The sequence below is a fragment of the Haloarcula marismortui ATCC 43049 genome (assembly GCF_000011085.1).
GTDB classification, from domain to species: domain Archaea; phylum Halobacteriota; class Halobacteria; order Halobacteriales; family Haloarculaceae; genus Haloarcula; species Haloarcula marismortui.
Window position 1 is genome coordinate 2,241,666 of record NC_006396.1, and the last position, 17,853, is coordinate 2,259,518.

Below are 17,853 nucleotides of genomic sequence, written 5' to 3' on the forward strand. Positions count from 1 at the left end.
GCGTTCGGTGAACCGCTCACTCCGTTCGCGGACAGTCACTACGCGTCCGTTACCACAACGTTCGATATCAGAGAGGTTCGACAGGAGAAGGATTCTATACTGACTCCGGGCACCGGCGGCGTCGCCGCCGGATACTGGCCGCCCTGCCCTTCCCCGGTTCGCGCGATGAAACGCGCTCACGGCCATCAGTAATCCACTCTTCAGACGAACAGTAACGGTAGCGGGCCTATCGCTCGTCCAGCGGCACGAACTCCGTCTCGTCGGTGTTCTTGCCGACGTAGCGGGCACGCGGGCGGATCAGGCGGTTGTCCTCGATGTACTCGAAGACGTGGGCGACCCAGCCGCCGACGCGGGACATCGCGAAGATGGGGGTGTAGATGTCGATGGGGATGCCCATCTGGTAGTACGTCGACGCCGAGTAGAAGTCGACGTTGGGGGCCAGCCCTTTCTCTTCCATGAGGTAGTCCTCGATGGTGGTCGACATCTCGTACCACTTGAGCGTCCCGGCGGCCTCGCCGAGTTCCTTCGAGCGCTCGCCGAGAATCTTCGCCCGCGGGTCCTTGACGTTGTAGACGCGGTGGCCGAAGCCGGAGACGCGGCGGCCCTCGTCGAGGGCGTTCTTGACCCAGTCGAGCGGGTCGGATTCGGCGTCGTCAACCTCCTTTAGCATCTCCATCACGTCCTGATTCGCCCCGCCGTGGAGCGGTCCCTTCAGCGTCCCGATAGCGGAGGTGACCGCACTGTGAACGTCCGACAGCGTCGACGCCGTCGTGATAGCCGAGAACGTCGAAGCGTTGAGGCCGTGGTCGGCGTGGAGCACGAGCGCCTGGTCGAACACGTCGGCGAGCACGTCGTCTGGCTCCTCACCATTGAGCATGTAGAGGAAATTCGCCGCGTGGTCAAGGTCGTCGTGGGGCTCGACAGGCTCCTTGCCGTCGCGGATGCGGGTGAATGCCGCGATGATCGTCGGGATTTTGGCCGTGATCCGTCGCCCAGTTTCGAGATTGACCATCTCGTCGGTCGGTTCGGCGTCCTCGGGCGCAGGGTCGAACGCAGAGAGCATCGACACCGCAGTCCGGAGCGCTGCCATCGGGTTCTCGTCTGCTTCGGCGAGCTGTCGCACAGTCGAGATGACGTCGTCGTCCACACCGCGTGCGTCCACCATCGCCTGCTTGAACTCGGAGAGTTCGTCCCGGTTCGGCAGGTGGCCGTGCCAGAGCAGGTACAGCACCTCTTCATAGCTGGCACCCTTCGCGAGGTCCTCGATGGTGTACCCCCGATACACGAGTTTGCCAGCGTCGCCGTCGATAACGCTGAGTTCGGACTCGGCGACGATGACACCCTCGAGTCCCTTCTTGAGGTCGTCGGACATACGCAATCAGTTCCCTACCTTCCGGGAAAAACATTTTCTTTCTGAGCGTGTGTGGCACAATGTCAGAGAACAGTTATTGGACGACTGTCCAGCAGCTTCCCGTCAAATCCGGGGCGGTGTTCCAACACATCACCCATAGTAGTGTGCAAACGGCCAGTCACGCCCCATATCGGGGCGCGCTATCTCGCCCCACAGTGAGGAACGTTTTTGCTCGGGGCCATCGAATCGGCGGCTATGGACCCGACAGGGACGGTCGAGTACGAACCGGTCAGCGTCAAGCAGGTGCTGGCCGAGATGAAAGACACCGCCGAGTTGCTCATTGACCTCTCGTACTCGGCTGTCCTGCTGGGTAGCGACGACGTGGCTGCGGAGGTGCTGGAATTAGAGGAGAAAATGGACGTGCTCCAGTTGCGCGCACGCATGAGTCTCCTGATGGCCTGCCGGTCGACGGCGGACGCAGAATCGCTCGCCCCGGTTCTGGGAATGGTTGGGGCCGCGGAGAAAATCAGCGACGCCGCTGGCGACATCGCCAAAATAGTGCTAGAGGACATCGGCCTGCCGGATACAATGCGGGCGGCCCTGCCCGAGGCTGTCGAGACGCTCGTGCGGGCGACAATCAGTTCTGAATCCGCGCTGGCCGGCGAGACACTGGGCGGTCTGAACCTCGAAACCGAGACGGGTGTCCGCGCGCTGGCGATCCGCCGGCAGGGGAACTGGTTGCTCAACCCCGAGCGGGAAACGCGCCTCGAAGCGGGCGACGTGGTGCTGTTCCGGGGACCGGAGGACGGTATCGCCGAGGTGTATCAGGACGCGACGGGCGAGGTGTACGAACCGCCGGAGCCGCCGGAAGGAGGCGTCCGCGACCTCGAACGAGCCGTTGACTCCATCGTCCTGATGAAAGACATGGGCGAGTTGGCCGTCGACCTGGCCTATGGTGCAGTCCTGTTCGACAGCACGGAGGTCGCCGAGGAAGTCGTCGAACTCGAAGCCGAGGTCGACGCGCTGCAGTCACGGTTCGAGGCCTGGACGCTCCGGGCTGCCGCCGACATCGACGACCCCGTCTCCCTGCGAGGGCTTGTCCATCTGGCCCGGTCGACTGAGGTCATCTCTGACGCCGCACTGGAGATGAGCGAAGGCGTCCTGCGTGGGCTATCGACGCATCCGGTCGTCACCGAGGCCGTACAGGAGTCCGACGAGGTCATCGTCCGGACCACAGTGTACCCCGACAGCGACCTCGCGGGAACGACCATCGGCGACGCGGAGGTCAAGACAGCGACAGGCATGCGAATCATCGCGATACGGCGCGGCGCCGGGGAGAGCGAGCGGACCGGACGCGAGGGGGGTGACTGGGTCGTTTCGCCCGGCCCGGAAACACAGATTCAGACGGGCGATGTACTCATCGCGAAGGGGACTCGAACCGGCGGCGACCGGCTTACGGACCTGACAAAGAGCGCATAGCGTTATCTACTGTCTGGCGAGTCGCACGGCCGAGACGGCCGTAAACAGCGCTGTCAGCAACCCGCCCAGCGATGTCGCGAGGACGAACGCCAGCGCCACGTAGAATCCAATCGGTCGCTGGGCTCCCGGCAGGACGAACAGGGCGAACAGCCCCGCCGTGAACAGGCCAGCGAGCACGAAGCCGATTTTCGCGTTGCGTGGTACGTTCAGCGCCGCGACCATCGCCGCTTTGCCGCTCTGTGGCTCGGACTGGGACACACCGACTGGTAGGGTCGGCGGCCCCAAGATGCCGTCGGTCCGGCGCAACTGTTGGCGAAATCCGAACCAGTAAAGGCTCCCAAGGCAAACGTGAGAACAATGGTTACTTTCGGTACGGCGACCGCCGCCCCCGGTGAAAAAGACACGGGGCGGCTGGAGGTCGGTGAGACCCGCGACGGGTCGACGTTCGGGCTACCGGTCGCCGTCGTCAACGGTATCGACGACGGACGGACGCTCTACATCCAGGCGGCCAGCGACGGTGACGAACTGAACGGTGTCGGCGTCATCCAGCGGACGCTCCCACAGCTCGACCCGATGGAGCTATCGGGGACGATTCTGGTCTGTGGCGTCGTCAACTACCACGCGTTTCAGGTCGCCGAGCACCGCAACCCGGTCGACGACACGAAGATGAATCGGGCGTATCCGGGCGACAAGACAGGGACCTCGAGCGAGCGCATCGCTGCGGCGACGTTCAACGCCGCCATCAGCGCAGATTACGTGCTCGACCTGCATCAGGGCTCAACCTCGCAGATGATCGACGAGGTGCGGGTCCGGTGTGGCACCCGCCACCGCCTCCACGAGGAGTGTCTCGAACTCGCCAAAGTGTTCGGCTGTGGCTACATCCTCGACCAGAAAGGCCCCGACGGACAGCTGGCCCGCGCTGCCCCGGACGAGGGCGTGCCAACAATCGACCCCGAACTCGGCGGCTGTGTCGGCTGGGACGAGGACTCCATCCAACGGGGCGTCGACGGCGTCTTCAACGTCCTGCACCACTACGGCTTCCTCGATGGCCACTACGACACGCGCCCGCAGACCCGCGCTACCGGGTTCGAACAGTATGGCTCTCCAGTCGGCGGCCTCATCGATTTCAAGCCCGACCTCGGTGACCGCGTCGCCCGTGGCGAGACGCTGTTTGAAGTGACCGACGTGTTCGGCGATCCGAAGGCCGAAATCACTGCCGACTCCAGTGGCGTATTCTGGCGTGCGCGCCGGCTCCCACAGGTCGCAACGGGCGAGTACGTCTGCTCGGTCGGGACGAACATCGATACCTACTGAGAACCACTTTCTATTGCAGGGGTGTCCTTGCGGCGCAACGGGCCGCTGTGGGCACCGCCCGCTGCTCACTGGCACAGAACGCCGCGTATGTCCGCCCGCAAACCTGCCTTTCCCCGTGGCGGCCGACGGAGCGGCCGCCCGGCCACCGCTGTGTTCGCTCCGCCGCTCTGCGCACTCCGCCGCGGCCACAGACACCGACGACTTCGACCGAAGATGCCGCCAGTTTTTGAACGGGCAGTGCCCCAGTACCCCTATGCGCACCTGTAGCGTCTGCGACCGGGAGTATCCGCGTGCGGAACCCTGGCGGTGTTCTTGCGGAGCACCGCTTGACTACGCCATGCAGCCGCTGCCCGACAGCCAACCGGGGCAGTTCTCACGGACCAGCGGCGTCTGGGACTTCGCCAAGTTCCTCCCGATGGACGAGCGAGTCAGTCTCGGCGAAGGCTGGACACCGCTGGTCGACGCGCCCGGGTGGGACGCCACGTTCAAACTGGAATCACTCCACCCGACGGGGAGTTTCAAGGACCGCGGCGCGGCGACAGTTATCGCCGAAGCGCTCGAAGTTGGGGCCGACCGCGTGCTCGAAGACTCCTCGGGCAACGCCGGGTTGGCGGTCGCATCCTACGCGGCGCGAGCGGGGCTGGACGCGGAGATATACGTCCCCGCGAGCGCGAAGGACGCGAAGGTTCGCCGCATCGAACGAACCGGGGCCGATGTCGTCCGGGTTGAGGGGAGTAGAGAGTCCGTAACCGAAGCCTGTATCGACGCTGTGGAGGACGGGGCAGGGTGGTATGCCAGCCACGCCTGGAATCCCGCTTTCTTCGCCGGGACAGCGACGGCTGCCTACGAAATCGCCGCCCAGCGTGACTGGAGCGTTCCGGACGCCGTCGTCACGCCGCTTGGTCACGGGACGCTGTTTCTCGGTCTCTACCGTGGATTTCAGGCGTTGGAGCAAGCTGGATGGACAGACGCTATCCCGCGCATACTGGGAACGCAAGCGGTCGGGTACAGTCCCATCGCCGACGATGACGAGGGCGGGACTGTGCCGGACGACGCTGCCGCCAACGACCTCGCCGACGGGATCCACATCCGGGACCCACCACGCGGCCGGCAGATACGGCACGCTATCGACGAGACCGATGGTGCCGCCGTCGCCGTCTCCGCGGCGGCAACGGAGCGCGAACGCGACCGGCTCGGTGCAGCAGGGTTTCACGTCGAGCCGACGTGTGCGACGGCGACAGCGGCGCTACCCGAGTTCAGAGAGCGGGGAGAACTCCAGGACGGTGACGACGTCGTTGTAGCGTTGACCGGGCGAAACGATTAACGCATCAGCAGTGTCGATACCGCGAAGTCGGCATCGACAGAAAGCCACTGCTTCTCTACGTCTGTCGTGTCGACATCTGGCGCGTAGCAGATGAGTCGCTCGCTGCCGTCGGGACGGGAGCGTACCACGGCAGGCAGCGTGCCATCGTCAGCGTCAGTCGCCGCCGTCACCTCGCTCGTCGACCGGGTATCGGAGTCCATGTTCCGATTCACGACAGGTGTTATTATTGTTACCTGTCGGTTATCGGGTGTAAGGGCTACTGAACGTCGTCGAGAGAAACGAGAAGGTCAGACGAAACGGCCAGCCAGTTTGCTTCCAGTTCGGAGCCCGTGCTATTGGGCGGATACAGGATTGAGCGCTGGCCGCCACCCGCAGCCGGCTCGTGTTCGACAGTCAATAGTTTCTCGGCGGCGTCGCCATCCGTCGTATTTTGCTGCTGGGCATCTGACCGCTCAGGGCACATAGCCGCAGATAACAGTATTGCAATATTGTTATCCGTAGTCTAAATCGGGATATATCCCCCTATTACTGGAATATTCGTGGTGCTTACTGACCGGTAGCCAGTCCGAACCAGATAGCAGAGAGAAACAGAGCCGCGCTCGGTCGCTGGGTGAGAAGTGTACACGACGAGGTCACGGCGCGTGCGAATTGTTGGAGCCTATCTCGGGATAGTGTCGACCCCGGGGTCGATTCAGATCGGTACTTCCAGACAGCATTCTGTCTCAGCGAGACGGGTGCGTGGGCGCGTCGAATCCGCCACGGACCAGCGGCTTCGCGATGTGACGGCGGGCGACCGGCGGGACTTCGTACCATCCGCGTTCCAGTCCCCGCTCGATGGACTGCGCAGTCTTGCCGTCAGCACTGGTCCCGCAGTCCCGACACCGATAGCCCTGATTCCGGCCGGCGGATTTCATCGACCGGCCACAGTCCGGGCAGTCCGGCGTAACGGCTTCCGTCCGAACGAGGTCACGGACCGCGAACTTCTCCAGTTTGAGTGTGCCATCAGTCACTTCACCACAGGCAGTGATTCGGTCGCCGGCTTTGAGCGAGCGGACCCGATTGCGAAAGCCCTTTGTTGGCTCGAAGGCCGCACAGTCGAGGGTCGCGCCGTCGCCTTCGAGCGTGAGAAACACGTGTCCCCCCGCTCGAGTTTCAGAAGCCTCAACCACGGTGCCGGTGACGCGGTAGGCGCTGTCGGCCGTGACCGCGTCGAGAGTCGCGTCCTGTAGATGTACGTCGGTTCCCTGATTCGTCACGAACGTCGCTCGGCGAGCGATGGGTTCGCTGTCGATTGCGTCGGCGACGGCGCGACAGGCGGTCGGGTCGTCGCCGCGAATCCCGTAGAGAATCGGACACGGCGTCCGCGGCACGCAGACCGGATAGCCCGATGCACGGTCCACAGTGTCCCACACCTCGGGATAGTACTCCTCAGCCGCCGCGCGGACGCTCTCGCTGTCGACCGCTCGCTCAGTGCCCCACCGGTCTCGCTCCCGGTAGGCGATATGTTCGTACGTCCAGTCCGATAGCGCGGCCCAGGCACCAACCGCCGCGAGCGCACCGACGAGTCCGCGGCCGTTGCCCCGCTGGCAGCGAGCGAACCCGACCACGTCAGCTAGCGTCGTCGCGGCCATCGGGTCCTGTATCGACCGGATGGTCTCGCGGGCGAACGTTGCGACCTGCGGCGGGACATCTTCAGGGTCGCAGTCAGCGACGATAGCGCCGGGATTGGTCCGTGGGTCATCGGTTTCAGCCATGTCGAGCACGTCCTCGGCCAGTCCAAGCGCTGTATCGGCATCGAGGTCCGTATGCACCGCCAGCGCCGCGTTCCCGCGGGTCTTGTGTTCGACAGCGGGGTTCAGCCGGACGAGGAGCAGTCGCTCGACGGTCCCTCCGGCGTTCCGGATCGACTCGGCGAGCGTGGCGGCGGCGTAGGTCGTACACATTCCCCGTTCGCGCGAGTCCGTATCATCGAGGCCGACGACAGTCACAGGCGCCTGTAGCCCCGAAACAGTCAAACCCCTTTCGTCACGTCCCAGTTTCGGGCCTGAAACCTCAACGAACGGCGCAATACATATAATGGGTGAGCGGGCTAGACTCAGTAGAGGTACAGAGTACTATGTCACGGTCGGCGCTGGTGGAAAACGTCATGGCGATGCTCGAAGACGCTGGCTTCCTCGTCAGCGACCGCTGTGCGATTCGTCCGAAGAGTTTCGACATCGCTGCCCGTCGCGGTGAGGACGTGTTGCTCCTGAAGATACTGGGCAACATCGACGCCTTCGATGCACAGACCGGGGGCGAGATGCGGCGACTGGGCACATATCTGAATGCCACCCCGATCGTGATCGGCCTCCGAACGCGCGACGAGGAACTGAAACCCGGTGTCGTCTACTTCCGGCACGGCGTTCCCGTGCTGTCACCCGACACCGCGATGGACCTGTTCGTCGAGGAGGTCCCGCCACTCATCTACGCCGCCCCGGGCGGACTCTACGTCAACATCGACTCCGAAATTCTCGCCGACGTGCGCGAGGACCGCGACTGGTCGCTGGGCCGCTTGGCGAAGGAACTGGGCGTCTCCCGGCGGACGGTCTCAAAATACGAGGACGGAATGGACGCCTCCGTCGAGGTAGCCGCCGAACTCGAAGACCTATTCGACGCGCCGCTGACCTCGCCAGTGAGCGTCCTTGACGGCGCTGAAGAAGTTCGGGACGACGAGCCGACACCAGACGACCCCGATGTCGCACCGGAGGACGAGCCGATTGTGACGGTGTTCACCCGCATCGGCTTCGAGGTCCACCCGACGGACCGCGCGCCGTTCAAGAGCGTCAACGAGAGCGACGACGAGCACGGGCAGGTCCTTGCCGGCCACTCGGCGTTTACCGAAACGGCCGAGAAACGGGCCCGAATCATGTCCTCTGTCGGTGAAGTGACCCGGACCCGGTCGGTGTACGTCGTCGACGAGCTCCGACGGGAGTCCGTCGAGGGGACCGCGCTCATCGAAAAGGAAGAGATGGAGAACATCGAGGACGCCATCGACCTGCGCGACCTCATTATGGAGCGCGGCGAGGACCGCGAGGAAGTCGCCTGAGCGGTCGCTTACCGTCGTTGCTGCCAAGTAAAAACGAGAACCACCGCAAGCGCCGGGTCTACTGTCCGTACGTCTTTTCGAGATATTCGACGATGTCGTCGGATTCAGGCATCCCGTCGACGCCGTTGTCCTCGTCAATGAGTACCGGAACACCGGTCTGGCCAGAGACCTCCTTCACTTCGGTCCGCTCGCCGTGGGGCCGTGGGACCATGTGGGATTCGTAGTCGAGCCCGAGTTCGTCGAGTTTCTTCGTTACCTTCGCGCAGTACGGACAGCCTTCGAGTTCGTAGAGTTCGAGATTGGCCATTGCACCCACGTGTAGGCGAGCCAGCGTCAAGAACACATCGGTGGTGTGTCCCGGCTGTGCAGGGGCGAAAGCGTTCCGGCCAGCGCTACACGTCGATGTCGTCGGGCGCGTCGGCAAGCAGGTCAGAGGCGGTCACGAGCGAGGAGAGTTCGAGGTCGTGGTCGGCGAGGTTCTCGCTGGCTCCTTCCTCGCGGTCGACGACGACGAGCACGCGGTTGACGACAGCACCGGCCTCGCGGAGCGCCTCGGCGGCATCGACCGCGCTCTGGCCGGTCGTGGCGATGTCTTCGAGGATGATGACCTCCTCGCCGTCGGTCAGGTCGCCCTCGATTCGGTTGCCCGTCCCGTACTCCTTGGCCTGCTTGCGGGCGATGACGTATGGAATGTCGGTTTCGACACTGGTGACCGCGACCAGCGGGACCGCGCCGAGGGCGACGCCGGCGAGCGTGGCGTCCATGTCCCACTCGGCGATACGCTCGGCGAAGGCCCCGGCGATGAGGTCCAGACAGTCGGGATTTGTCTCGAAGACGTACTTGTCGACGTAGTAGTTCGACGTGCCGCCGTGGGAGAGCTCGAACTCTCCGAATTTGACGGCGTCAGCGTCTCGCAGCGCCGCGATGAGTTCGTCGTTTGCCATACGCTCACTGAACGGTCACGGGGCTAATGACTGTTGGATTCAGACAGCGACATTCCTAAGCCCTTCCGCCTCAGACACTCGCTCGAATGCAAGTGTTCGGGTCGAGCGGCGTCCGAGGTGTCGCGGGCGATGAGCTGACACCGCGGTACGTCCTTCGGGTTGCACAGGCCGCCGGGGACGTCTGGCGTGACGACCACGACCGCGTGGCGATCGCCCGGGACACGCGGACGACCGGGCGGACGTTCATCAACGCCGCGACAAGCGGGCTGACGGCCGTCGGGTTCGATGTCGACCGCCTCGGCGTCGTGCCGACGCCGGGACTGCAGGCCTACTGCGAGCGTGAGGCGGTCCCGGGCGTAATGATTACTGCGAGCCACAATCCGGCCGCGTACAACGGCGTGAAGCTCATCGGCGCCGACGGGGTTGAACTGACACGGAGCACGCTCGACCGCGTCGAGCAGTCGCTCCGGGACGACACTCCAAACTACGCAGACTGGGAGACAGTTGGGTCGGACACCGCCATCGAGAGCGCCCGCCGCCGATACCGCGAGCAGGTGCTTGCTGCCGTCGACCGCGACCGAATCGCCGACGCCGACCTCACTATCGTCGTCGACTCCGGCCACGGAGCTGGCTCTCTTACAAGCCCCGACCTGTTCCGCGAACTCGGCTGTGAAGTCCACACCGTCAACACCCAGCCCGACGGCCACTTCCCCGGCCGTGACCCCGAACCCGTCGCCGAGAACCTCGAAGACCTGCGGGCGTTCGTCCGCGCGACCGACGCCGACCTCGGTTTTGCCCACGACGGCGACGCCGACCGCGGGATGTTCGTCGACGAGACCGGAACACACATCGAAGGTGACGCCGCGCTGGCCGCGCTCGCGGCGGCGAAAATCGAGTCCGGCGACGGCGTCGTCTCGGCGGTCAACGCCTCTCAGCGCCTGGTCGACGTGGTCGAGGACGCCGGCGCGACCCTCTCACTGACTCCTATCGGCTCGACGTACATCGTCAGTCGCATCCGCAAACTGCAAAACGAGGGGACCCACGTCGCGATTGCCGGCGAAGGCAACGGCGGCATTCTCTTTCCCGACTACCGCATCGCCAGAGACGGCGCGTTCACCGCCGCGAAGTTCCTCGAACTCGTCGCTGACCGGCCTGCAAGCGAGGTCGCCGCGGACTACGACGACTACTACAACGTCCGTCGGAACCTCGAATACGAGACCGAGGAAGAGCGCGAATCAATGCTCGAAGGTATCGAGGCCCATGCGAACGAGGCGACGGCCGACCTCGATACGACAGACGGCTACCGCCTCGACTACGGCGACGGCTGGGTACTTGCTCGACCGTCTGGCACGGAGCCCGTCGTCCGGGTCTACGCCGAAGCGCGCACACTTGACCGCGCCGAGGAACTCGCCGAAACGATGGTCAGCCGCGCGACCCAGCAAACGAATACTTACAGCGGCGAATAGGTGTCCAGCGCGTCGTCGATAGCCGCTCTGGCCTCGCGGGCAACTGACAGTTCTTGTTCGACAGCACCGCTTGCCAGCCGTTCGCGCTCAGCTTCTGTGAGTTCCGAGCGAGCGAGAGCGCTCTCCCGGAGCCGCTCGTAGTCGTCTCGCTCCGCGAGTCCACGCACCTCCCGGAGCGCCGCGACGACCGACTCATCCGCGAAGCGGGCAACAACCGAGCGGTACGCTCGGCAGAGCCATGGCAGAGCGGTCGCCGATGGCGGCGGCCAGTCGACCCGCACCGGCTCGGCGTCAAGCCGCCGGAGATACGTCTGCCGGGTGGCGACAGCACTGCGGAGCGCTGCGGCGTCGTCGACGTAGTGGTCCAGTTTCGAGGCGGAGTAGTCGGCGTACTCCAGCAGTTTCGGAATCGGTTCGGTCCCGGCGTCGTGCTCGCGAACGTACGTCAGCAGTTCCGCGGGTGGGGACCGGAACTCGACCAGCGGGTACGCGTCCGCTCGCTCGATAACCGCCAGCGCGTCTCTAGCGGGCGTGTTGCGCCGAAAATCGGTGAATGCCTCGGTAACGGCGTCGTTGTAGCGCTCGATTGGCTCACGAAGGTGCTCGACCGGCGCGTCAAGGTCGGCATCGCCGAGCCGCTGGAGGCGTTCCAGCTCGTCGATACGGTCGCTCAGTTCGTCGCGTCGACGGCCGGCGTCCGTTCGGGCTTTTTTGTACTGCTCGCGTGCGTCGTCAAGTTCGTCAAGTCGCCCGACGAGGTCGCCGATGGGAGACAGCATCTCTCGGGCCTGCTCGAAGTCGCTTTCGGTGAGCCGCCGCTGCTGGAGGAAGTCGTCGATTTCTTCGAAGGTATCCCGTTCGGGCAGGTCTTCGGAGAGGTCGTCAGTCAGCGTCCCGACCCGGCCCTGAAACTCCATGAACGCCTCGAAGTCGCCACCGCCGGTTGCCCGGCCGTCGTAGCTTTCGAGCAGGTTCCACAGTTCGCGGTAGATGTCACGGCAGTCACGGAGCGCGTCTGCGCCAACCGAATCAACGCGTTCGTGTGCCCGGGCGTACGCGTCGGCGGCCTGTTCGAGGCGTTCCACGGCGCCGGGGGGTCCCGCACCGCTTTCGATCTCAGTATCGGATCGCGCCATCAGTACACGTCGTCGGGGTCGAACACTTGCTCACCGACCGTCTCGCCGTCGACAGTCCGGTGGAAGCAGGACTCGTAACCGGTGTGGCAGGCCCCGCCGGTCTGGTCGACAATGTACAGCAGCGCGTCCCCGTCGCAGTCGACCCGCACCTCTTTGACGGCCTGCGTGTGGCCGCTCGTCCCGCCCTTGTGCCAGAGTTCGTCCCGGCTCCGCGAGTAGTAGTGGGCCTCCCCCGTCTCGCGGGTCTTCCGGAGCGCTTCCTCGGTGACGTAGGCAAGCATGAGCACGTCACCGGAGTCTGCGTCCTGCGCGACTGCCGGGATGTACTCCTGCTCGTCGAACGCGAGGTCGACGTCGGTCATACTCGGGCCGAGGTGTGTCCGCAAAATAGGTCTTCTGCTGTCAGCGGTCAGGCCAGCCCGACTGCCTGCAACAGCGAGAACAGCACGTCGCCGTAGGTGAGTGAAACGACCAGCCCCGCGAACATCGGGACGAGGAACGGAATCCCGGGCGAAATCCACACCTCGTCCTGTTCGACCAGCACGTCCAGCCCATCACGGAGCTGCTGGGGTGACGTGCCGTAGGCCGAGTGGTCGATATCGTCAAGGAACCGCTCGGCACCCCATGGGTCGTCGATTTGGTCGGGGTGGTCCATCCCATCGGCCCCGATGTCGTTCGCTGACGGTTCGGCCACATCGCCGGACGCCGAGTCGCCGCCATCGGTCGCCAGAGACCCGTCACCGGGGTCGTTCGGGACTGCCGGAAGGGAGGTCGGAAGCCGACGCTGCGCTGGGTCGGCACGGATATCAGCGAGCGAGCAGCCGCGCCACTGGAGGTACATCCGGAGCGCGTCGAGGTCGAGGCCGCCACGGTCGAACCCGTCGGGCGATTCGAGCAGTCGGCCGTACTCTTCGGTGACATCGGGGACGGCGACGGGCCGCCCGATGAACATCGCCAGCGAAAATCGCCCCCGGGCGAGGTTTCCGGCGGCGACAGCCAGCGGGTAGACGACGCCGGCAAGCACGGTGTTCGAAAGTACCGTCAGCGAAAAGACGCCGATAGCAGTCTGCTGAAGCGGGAGCGCGACGCTTGGCATGGGCAGGTAGTACACCGGATAGATGGGAAAGAGGACGGCGATGAGCATGAACGCCTTCGCATCGGCCCCGCCGAAGCCGCCGATGAGCCAGAAGCCGTACGACAGCGGAATAACGAAGCCGAGACTGATTGCAACCCTGATAAGAAACAGCCGCTGGCCGACCGCTGTCGGGCCGGTCCAGACGGTGTAGGCGTCCCACAGCAGGAGGACGACCGCCAGCGCGGCAAGTGGGGTCCAGGTCCGGTTGGGCACCCGGCGAGTTTTCACGTCGCGGTAGGCCGCCCACCCAAACACCGGGACGGCGACCAGTCGAAGCAGGTCCGGTATCGACCCGAGCACGGCTATACGCAGTACAGGGGTGCCCCTAATGGTTCCGATACGACGGTTCTCCTGAGCAGTTGCTACCGGGAGAAGAAAGCGTAGTGCGCTACAGGAGCCGCGTTAGATGACGCGGTTCTGCAGGTAGTCGAGATGCTTGGCGTTGTAGACGATCTTGACCTCATCGGCGTCCGGGCTGCCGATACAGGTCAGGCGAACGTTCTTGTCTTCGACTTCCTCGTCGCTGAGGATCTGCTGCATGTCCATGTCGATGTCGCCTTCGAGAACGATGGCGGCACAGTTCGCACAGGCACCGGCGCGGCACGAGAAGGGCCAGTCGTAGCCCTGTGCCTCGGCGGCTTCCAGGATGTACTCGCCTTCGTTCACCTCGAGGGACCCGTAGTCCTCGTCGTCGAGGTCCATATCCGACGCCTCTCCGAAGACGTCGTCGTCGTACATGTCCCAGCCGTTATCGTCCACTACTTCGTAGTTAAGGTACTCTACCGTGGGCATCACCTGATTGTTTGAACCCCGCCCTGTTAGACTTTGCCCTTCCGTTTTAGGCCGTGCAAAATAATGAGGGACGGCGCGGGGATTCATCGAGAATTTACGACGGCTGTTCGGGGCCGATTACCCCTCAGGCGATGGGCAAAAAGCGGAACACCAGATACGCCGCGAGCGTCGCAATCGAGGGGACGACGTTCTGGAGGAATATCACTCTGGCAGTCGTGCCGGGCTCGAACAGGTCCGACGCCGACGGGATGTCCTCGCGCGATTCCTCGCCGATGGGCTCGGTCTCTGCCGGCTTCGGCGTCCCTTTCTTGCCGCCGACAGTCGGCGCATCCGCGGCGTCCGCGTCGGTGGTCAGCGCACCGACAGACGCGACGGGTGCCTCGCCCTGCACAGTGTCAGAGAGGCTCGTCGTTCGCGTCGCACGGCCCCACCCGAGCCCGACGATGCTCATCGTGGCGATGATGACGAAGCTCGCTGGGATACCCAGCGCGGAGAGGAAGGTGACGATGGTCGATGCGACTGCCGCGACGACGATGGCAGCGACCAGCGGGAGGTCGGTCAGGTCGTTGCCGACCGTGTCCATCGTCCGGCGAGCGATGGTGAACGCACCGAGGCCGATAGCGCCGCCGCCGAGCAGAATAGCCGGGTACAACTCCAGTGAGCCGTTGCCGACGAGGGGCGCAACAGCGTTGGCGACGTTCGACGCCCCCGCCGAGAAGCCCATGTAACAGCCGATACCGATGACGACGACGGTCCCGACGAACTCACGTTGTGTCGTATTCTCGCCGAGCCCCGGCCGCGGAATCGAACCGGACCGATCGAAATCCAGCAGCGCTCCTTCGCTCTGTGAGACGGCGAACCACTCGACGAGTGTCGGGTAGAAGTACCGCCCGATGACGCCGCTGACCCAGAAGGCGATAATCGGCGAGACAAGCCACCACGAGACGATTTCGAGCATCAGGGCGGCGTTCAATGTCCCGCGGGCGAGGCCTAGCCCGGCGATAGCGCCAACGGCCGTCATCGATGTCGACGCCGGAACCCCGACCACGTTCGAGAGGAACAGCGCGACGCCGATGAAAAACAGGACAACGATGCTGATCAGCGGCGAGAACTGCGTGGCGACGAGGTCACTGCCAAGGCTCTCGACGACGGCCGGCCCGACGATGAGGCCGCCAGCCATCGCGAATATCGTCATCAGGGCTGCCGCCGAAAGCTTCGAAAGCGTGTTCGACCCGACCGCGGGCCCGAACGCGACACCCGTGGACGACCCCCCGATATTGAAGCCGACGAAGATAGCTACCAGAACACCGAGGGCAAAGAGAACTTCGACCATACAGGTGCCAGTCCCTCACTGGGTTAAAACGTACCGAACAGGTACTCGGACGAGCGGCGACGGCAGCCGCTACGGCGACTGCTCGGCCGAGCCACCGTCGTCGGTGTCGGACTCGCCACCCTCGTCAGCGAGAAGGTCGTCGTCAGCCGGGACGGTCTCCTCGACCTCCGCCGCGGTCTCCTCGACCTCGTTTGCCGTTTCCTTGGCCGCTTCGACTTCGTCGGTGACGGATTCAGCGGTCTGTTTCGCGTCGCTGGTCTTGTCCTTGACCTCGGTCGTTTTGTTTTTCACTTCAGTGGTCTTGTCTTTCGCGTCCGTCGCTTTGTCCTTGACTTCAGTCGTCTTGTCTTTGACTTCCGTTGTCTTGTCCTTGACCTCGGTCGTCTTGTCCTTGACTTCGGTCACCTTCTCGGCAGCGTCATCATCGCCGGTCTCGGTCGCAGTCTGTTCGACTTCGTCGGCCGTCTGCTCGACCTCTTCGGCTGTCTGTTCGACTTCGTCGACGGTTTCTTCCACTTCGCCCGCAGTCTGTTCCACCTCGTCGGCCGTCTGCTCGACTTCGTCCGCTGTCTGCTCGACGTCTTCGGCTGCCTCGTCGACCGTTTCAGCGGCGTTTTCGACCTCGTCAGCGGTCGTTTCCAGTTCTTCGGCGGTCGTCTCCAGTTGCTCGGCTGCCTCTTCGAGTTCAGCGGCCTTGGTAGCGACATCCTCGTTTGTCCGCTCGAGGACGTTTGCAAGGACGAGGAACTGTAGCAGACCAACAACGACGAACGCCGAAATGGCGATGCTCGCAGCGGTCGCAAGCATTGATTCCGTCCCGGCACCGAGCGGTAGAACACCGAACGCGGCCAGTCCCCAGGCCAGCGCCAGCCCGACAGCGACGACCAGCACGGCCTGTTCAAACAGTCGGTACTCGCGCTCGTATCGCCCGAACATGACTGCTTCGAGCCGACGGGCGAGCGGTGTGAGGACGAATGTTGCCATAACCATAGCTGACCTTTCCTATCACAGCGTAAAAGCATGGGGGTACACTGGGTCAGACAGCCGCCGTACGTCTCGGACCGACACGCTTTCGACGGCTGCCACCGGACCACCGGCCATGTACCCCGAGTTCGAGGTCGTTCCCGCGGTCGACATGCAGGACGGACAGGTGGTCCAGTTGGTCGGCGGCGAACGCGGCACCGAGAAAACCTACGGCGACCCGGTCGAGGCCGCACAGCGGTGGGTGGACGCCGGGGCGCGGACGCTCCATCTCGTCGACCTCGACGGCGCGTTCGAGGGCGAGCGACAGAACGCGGCAGCCATCGACGCCGTCCTCGACGCGGTGGGAGCCGACGTGGACGTGCAACTCGGTGGCGGTATCCGGACCGCCGAGGACGCCGTGTCGCTGCTTGACCGCGGGCTGGACCGCGTCATCCTCGGTACAGCGGCCGTCGAGACGCCGGAAATCGTCGGCGAAATCAGCGACGAACACCCCGGCAGTGTCCTCGTGAGTCTCGACGCGAAGGACGGCGAGGTCGTGGTGTCGGGCTGGACCGAGGGGACCGGTCTGGACCCCGCCGACGCCGCCGGGCGGTACGCCGACCTCGGGGCAGGTGGCATCCTGTTTACCGACGTGGACGTGGAGGGACAGCTCGACGGGGTGCGAACGGACCCAGTTCGTCGTCTGGTCGATAGCGTCGACATCCCCGTCATCGCCAGCGGCGGCGTCGCGACCATCAATGACGTGCTGGCGCTCCGGTCAGCGGGGGCCGCCGCCGTCGTCGTCGGCAGCGCCCTCTACGAGGGACAGTTCACGCTCGATGCGGCGATTGACGCGCTCGGCGAGTCATCGGAATAACCCGGGCCGGCTGAACGCATAACCGTGTGGCGCCCTCACAAGACGTATGGACCGCAACGAGGTGCGCCACGCGTGGGACAGTGTCTCCGAGACCTACGCCGAGCGGCGCGACCCGACCGGGTCGGACGCAGCCCTGCTTGAGGACTTGCTCGAACGGCTCCCCGAAGCGCCGACAGTTCTCGACGTAGGCTGTGGTGACGGCGCGCGGACGCTTGCGAACCTCCCCCCTAGAAGTGTAGGGCTTGATTTCTCCAGAGCGGGACTGGACCTCGCGGCAGAGACGGTACCGGACAGCCGGCTTGTGCAGGGAGATATGGGGTCGCTCCCGGTCACAACCGACAGCGTGGACGCGATTACGGCATACCACGCCGTCTTTCACGTCCAGCGAGACCAGCACCCGGAAGTCTACCGGGAGTTCGCCCGCGTGCTCCGACCGGGCGGTACCGTGTTGATGACACTGCCGAGCGGCCAGTTCGAGACCGTCCGTCGCGGCTGGATGGGCGGGTCGATGTTCTTCTCAGCGCCGGGTCGGCGGGCGACGCTCGACCAGTTGGCCGACGCTGGTTTCACCGAGACGGAGACGGTCACCGCGACGGACCCCCTCGGGAGCGATAGCGAGTTCGTCTTCGCCACGCTCGCCGACGCATAGCAACT

Annotated in this window: 20 protein-coding genes; 7 read left to right on the forward strand and 13 right to left on the reverse strand. The window is 64.5% G+C overall.

Annotation, left to right across the window (positions count from 1 at the left end; translation table 11 throughout):
- Positions 1 to 226: 226 nt before the first annotated feature.
- The gene (gene citZ, locus RR_RS15240) at positions 227 to 1,372 is read right to left on the reverse strand and encodes a citrate synthase (RefSeq protein ID WP_007189458.1); all 1,146 of its coding nucleotides are present in this window, start codon (positions 1,370 to 1,372) and stop codon (positions 227 to 229) included.
- A 234-nt stretch (positions 1,373 to 1,606) separates the two neighbouring features.
- Between citZ and RR_RS15245 the strand changes: the two genes are divergently transcribed.
- A complete protein-coding gene (locus tag RR_RS15245; RefSeq protein ID WP_011224270.1) occupies positions 1,607 to 2,830 on the forward strand; it encodes a potassium channel family protein in 1,224 nt (407 codons plus the stop codon).
- 6 nt (positions 2,831 to 2,836) lie between these two features.
- Here RR_RS15245 and RR_RS15250 read toward each other — a convergent pair whose 3' ends face one another.
- Entirely contained in the window at positions 2,837 to 3,052 is a 216-nt protein-coding gene (locus RR_RS15250; RefSeq protein ID WP_004959447.1) for a DUF7536 family protein, read from the reverse strand.
- A 135-nt stretch (positions 3,053 to 3,187) separates the two neighbouring features.
- On the opposite strand from RR_RS15250, the gene RR_RS15255 reads away from it, so the two are divergent.
- Positions 3,188 to 4,144 (forward strand): succinylglutamate desuccinylase/aspartoacylase family protein, encoded by a 957-nt coding sequence (locus RR_RS15255; protein ID WP_004959449.1) that lies wholly within the window; start codon positions 3,188 to 3,190, stop codon positions 4,142 to 4,144.
- Between the two features lie 253 nt (positions 4,145 to 4,397).
- Complete coding sequence (locus tag RR_RS15260) at positions 4,398 to 5,468, forward strand: pyridoxal-phosphate dependent enzyme (protein WP_011224271.1); 1,071 nt, start codon at positions 4,398 to 4,400, stop codon at positions 5,466 to 5,468.
- On the opposite strand, the gene RR_RS15265 is transcribed toward RR_RS15260, so the two are convergent.
- The 3 genes from RR_RS15265 to RR_RS15275 form a co-directional block, all read right to left on the reverse strand.
- On the reverse strand, positions 5,465 to 5,668 hold the full coding sequence (locus RR_RS15265) for a hypothetical protein (RefSeq protein ID WP_004959455.1): 204 nt from the start codon (positions 5,666 to 5,668) through the stop codon (positions 5,465 to 5,467). The genes RR_RS15260 and RR_RS15265 overlap by 4 nt on opposite strands.
- 56 nt (positions 5,669 to 5,724) lie before the next feature.
- On the reverse strand, positions 5,725 to 5,931 hold the full coding sequence (locus RR_RS15270) for a hypothetical protein (RefSeq protein WP_004959459.1): 207 nt from the start codon (positions 5,929 to 5,931) through the stop codon (positions 5,725 to 5,727).
- 259 nt (positions 5,932 to 6,190) lie between these two features.
- Entirely contained in the window at positions 6,191 to 7,456 is a 1,266-nt protein-coding gene (locus tag RR_RS15275) for a tRNA(Ile)(2)-agmatinylcytidine synthase (RefSeq protein WP_049939012.1), read from the reverse strand.
- A gap of 128 nt (positions 7,457 to 7,584) precedes the next feature.
- On the opposite strand from RR_RS15275, the gene RR_RS15280 reads away from it, so the two are divergent.
- Positions 7,585 to 8,553: a transcriptional regulator gene (locus RR_RS15280; protein WP_011224273.1), complete on the forward strand. Its 969-nt coding sequence runs from the start codon at positions 7,585 to 7,587 to the stop codon at positions 8,551 to 8,553.
- Positions 8,554 to 8,611: 58 nt separating this feature from the next.
- On the opposite strand, the gene RR_RS15285 is transcribed toward RR_RS15280, so the two are convergent.
- Both RR_RS15285 and pyrE read right to left on the reverse strand, forming a co-directional pair.
- Complete coding sequence (locus RR_RS15285; RefSeq protein WP_011224274.1) at positions 8,612 to 8,860, reverse strand: glutathione S-transferase N-terminal domain-containing protein; 249 nt, start codon at positions 8,858 to 8,860, stop codon at positions 8,612 to 8,614.
- Positions 8,861 to 8,945: 85 nt separating this feature from the next.
- Complete coding sequence (gene pyrE, locus RR_RS15290) at positions 8,946 to 9,497, reverse strand: orotate phosphoribosyltransferase (RefSeq protein ID WP_011224275.1); 552 nt, start codon at positions 9,495 to 9,497, stop codon at positions 8,946 to 8,948.
- Positions 9,498 to 9,583: 86 nt separating this feature from the next.
- Here pyrE and glmM point away from each other — a divergent pair, with 86 nt between their 5' ends.
- Positions 9,584 to 10,963, forward strand: a complete 1,380-nt coding sequence (glmM, locus tag RR_RS15295; protein ID WP_011224276.1) for a phosphoglucosamine mutase — start codon at positions 9,584 to 9,586, stop codon at positions 10,961 to 10,963.
- Here the strand turns inward: glmM and RR_RS15300 are convergent.
- The 6 genes from RR_RS15300 to RR_RS15325 form a co-directional block, all read right to left on the reverse strand.
- Entirely contained in the window at positions 10,948 to 12,099 is a 1,152-nt protein-coding gene (locus RR_RS15300; RefSeq protein WP_011224277.1) for a DUF7118 family protein, read from the reverse strand. The genes glmM and RR_RS15300 overlap by 16 nt on opposite strands.
- Entirely contained in the window at positions 12,099 to 12,461 is a 363-nt protein-coding gene (gene hisI / locus RR_RS15305; protein WP_011224278.1) for a phosphoribosyl-AMP cyclohydrolase, read from the reverse strand. Before hisI ends, RR_RS15300 begins: the two co-directional genes overlap by 1 nt.
- A gap of 47 nt (positions 12,462 to 12,508) precedes the next feature.
- The gene (locus RR_RS15310; protein WP_049939013.1) at positions 12,509 to 13,534 is read right to left on the reverse strand and encodes an A24 family peptidase; all 1,026 of its coding nucleotides are present in this window, start codon (positions 13,532 to 13,534) and stop codon (positions 12,509 to 12,511) included.
- Between the two features lie 102 nt (positions 13,535 to 13,636).
- On the reverse strand, positions 13,637 to 14,026 hold the full coding sequence (fer1, locus tag RR_RS15315; protein WP_004959486.1) for a ferredoxin Fer1: 390 nt from the start codon (positions 14,024 to 14,026) through the stop codon (positions 13,637 to 13,639).
- A gap of 124 nt (positions 14,027 to 14,150) precedes the next feature.
- Positions 14,151 to 15,359, reverse strand: a complete 1,209-nt coding sequence (locus RR_RS15320; RefSeq protein ID WP_011224281.1) for an inorganic phosphate transporter — start codon at positions 15,357 to 15,359, stop codon at positions 14,151 to 14,153.
- A gap of 69 nt (positions 15,360 to 15,428) precedes the next feature.
- The gene (locus RR_RS15325) at positions 15,429 to 16,349 is read right to left on the reverse strand and encodes a hypothetical protein (RefSeq protein ID WP_011224282.1); all 921 of its coding nucleotides are present in this window, start codon (positions 16,347 to 16,349) and stop codon (positions 15,429 to 15,431) included.
- A 109-nt stretch (positions 16,350 to 16,458) separates the two neighbouring features.
- Between RR_RS15325 and hisA the strand changes: the two genes are divergently transcribed.
- Complete coding sequence (gene hisA / locus RR_RS15330; RefSeq protein WP_011224283.1) at positions 16,459 to 17,199, forward strand: 1-(5-phosphoribosyl)-5-[(5-phosphoribosylamino)methylideneamino]imidazole-4-carboxamide isomerase; 741 nt, start codon at positions 16,459 to 16,461, stop codon at positions 17,197 to 17,199.
- 46 nt (positions 17,200 to 17,245) lie between these two features.
- Positions 17,246 to 17,848, forward strand: a complete 603-nt coding sequence (locus RR_RS15335) for a class I SAM-dependent methyltransferase (RefSeq protein WP_011224284.1) — start codon at positions 17,246 to 17,248, stop codon at positions 17,846 to 17,848.
- Positions 17,849 to 17,853: the final 5 nt, after the last annotated feature.

What these genes read in the sequence shown, in the direction of transcription:
- citZ (WP_007189458.1), bottom strand. Translation starts at nt 1,372, where the DNA reads ATGTCCGACGACCTCAAGAAGGGACTCGAGGGTGTCATCGTCGCCGAG.
- RR_RS15245 (WP_011224270.1), top strand. Translation starts at nt 1,607, where the DNA reads ATGGACCCGACAGGGACGGTCGAGTACGAACCGGTCAGCGTCAAGCAG.
- RR_RS15250 (WP_004959447.1), bottom strand. Translation starts at nt 3,052, where the DNA reads ATGGTCGCGGCGCTGAACGTACCACGCAACGCGAAAATCGGCTTCGTG.
- RR_RS15255 (WP_004959449.1), top strand. Translation starts at nt 3,188, where the DNA reads ATGGTTACTTTCGGTACGGCGACCGCCGCCCCCGGTGAAAAAGACACG.
- RR_RS15260 (WP_011224271.1), top strand. Translation starts at nt 4,398, where the DNA reads ATGCGCACCTGTAGCGTCTGCGACCGGGAGTATCCGCGTGCGGAACCC.
- RR_RS15265 (WP_004959455.1), bottom strand. Translation starts at nt 5,668, where the DNA reads ATGGACTCCGATACCCGGTCGACGAGCGAGGTGACGGCGGCGACTGAC.
- RR_RS15270 (WP_004959459.1), bottom strand. Translation starts at nt 5,931, where the DNA reads ATGTGCCCTGAGCGGTCAGATGCCCAGCAGCAAAATACGACGGATGGC.
- RR_RS15280 (WP_011224273.1), top strand. Translation starts at nt 7,585, where the DNA reads ATGTCACGGTCGGCGCTGGTGGAAAACGTCATGGCGATGCTCGAAGAC.
- RR_RS15285 (WP_011224274.1), bottom strand. Translation starts at nt 8,860, where the DNA reads ATGGCCAATCTCGAACTCTACGAACTCGAAGGCTGTCCGTACTGCGCG.
- pyrE (WP_011224275.1), bottom strand. Translation starts at nt 9,497, where the DNA reads ATGGCAAACGACGAACTCATCGCGGCGCTGCGAGACGCTGACGCCGTC.
- glmM (WP_011224276.1), top strand. Translation starts at nt 9,584, where the DNA reads ATGCAAGTGTTCGGGTCGAGCGGCGTCCGAGGTGTCGCGGGCGATGAG.
- RR_RS15300 (WP_011224277.1), bottom strand. Translation starts at nt 12,099, where the DNA reads ATGGCGCGATCCGATACTGAGATCGAAAGCGGTGCGGGACCCCCCGGC.
- hisI (WP_011224278.1), bottom strand. Translation starts at nt 12,461, where the DNA reads ATGACCGACGTCGACCTCGCGTTCGACGAGCAGGAGTACATCCCGGCA.
- fer1 (WP_004959486.1), bottom strand. Translation starts at nt 14,026, where the DNA reads ATGCCCACGGTAGAGTACCTTAACTACGAAGTAGTGGACGATAACGGC.
- RR_RS15320 (WP_011224281.1), bottom strand. Translation starts at nt 15,359, where the DNA reads ATGGTCGAAGTTCTCTTTGCCCTCGGTGTTCTGGTAGCTATCTTCGTC.
- RR_RS15325 (WP_011224282.1), bottom strand. Translation starts at nt 16,349, where the DNA reads ATGGTTATGGCAACATTCGTCCTCACACCGCTCGCCCGTCGGCTCGAA.
- hisA (WP_011224283.1), top strand. Translation starts at nt 16,459, where the DNA reads ATGTACCCCGAGTTCGAGGTCGTTCCCGCGGTCGACATGCAGGACGGA.
- RR_RS15335 (WP_011224284.1), top strand. Translation starts at nt 17,246, where the DNA reads ATGGACCGCAACGAGGTGCGCCACGCGTGGGACAGTGTCTCCGAGACC.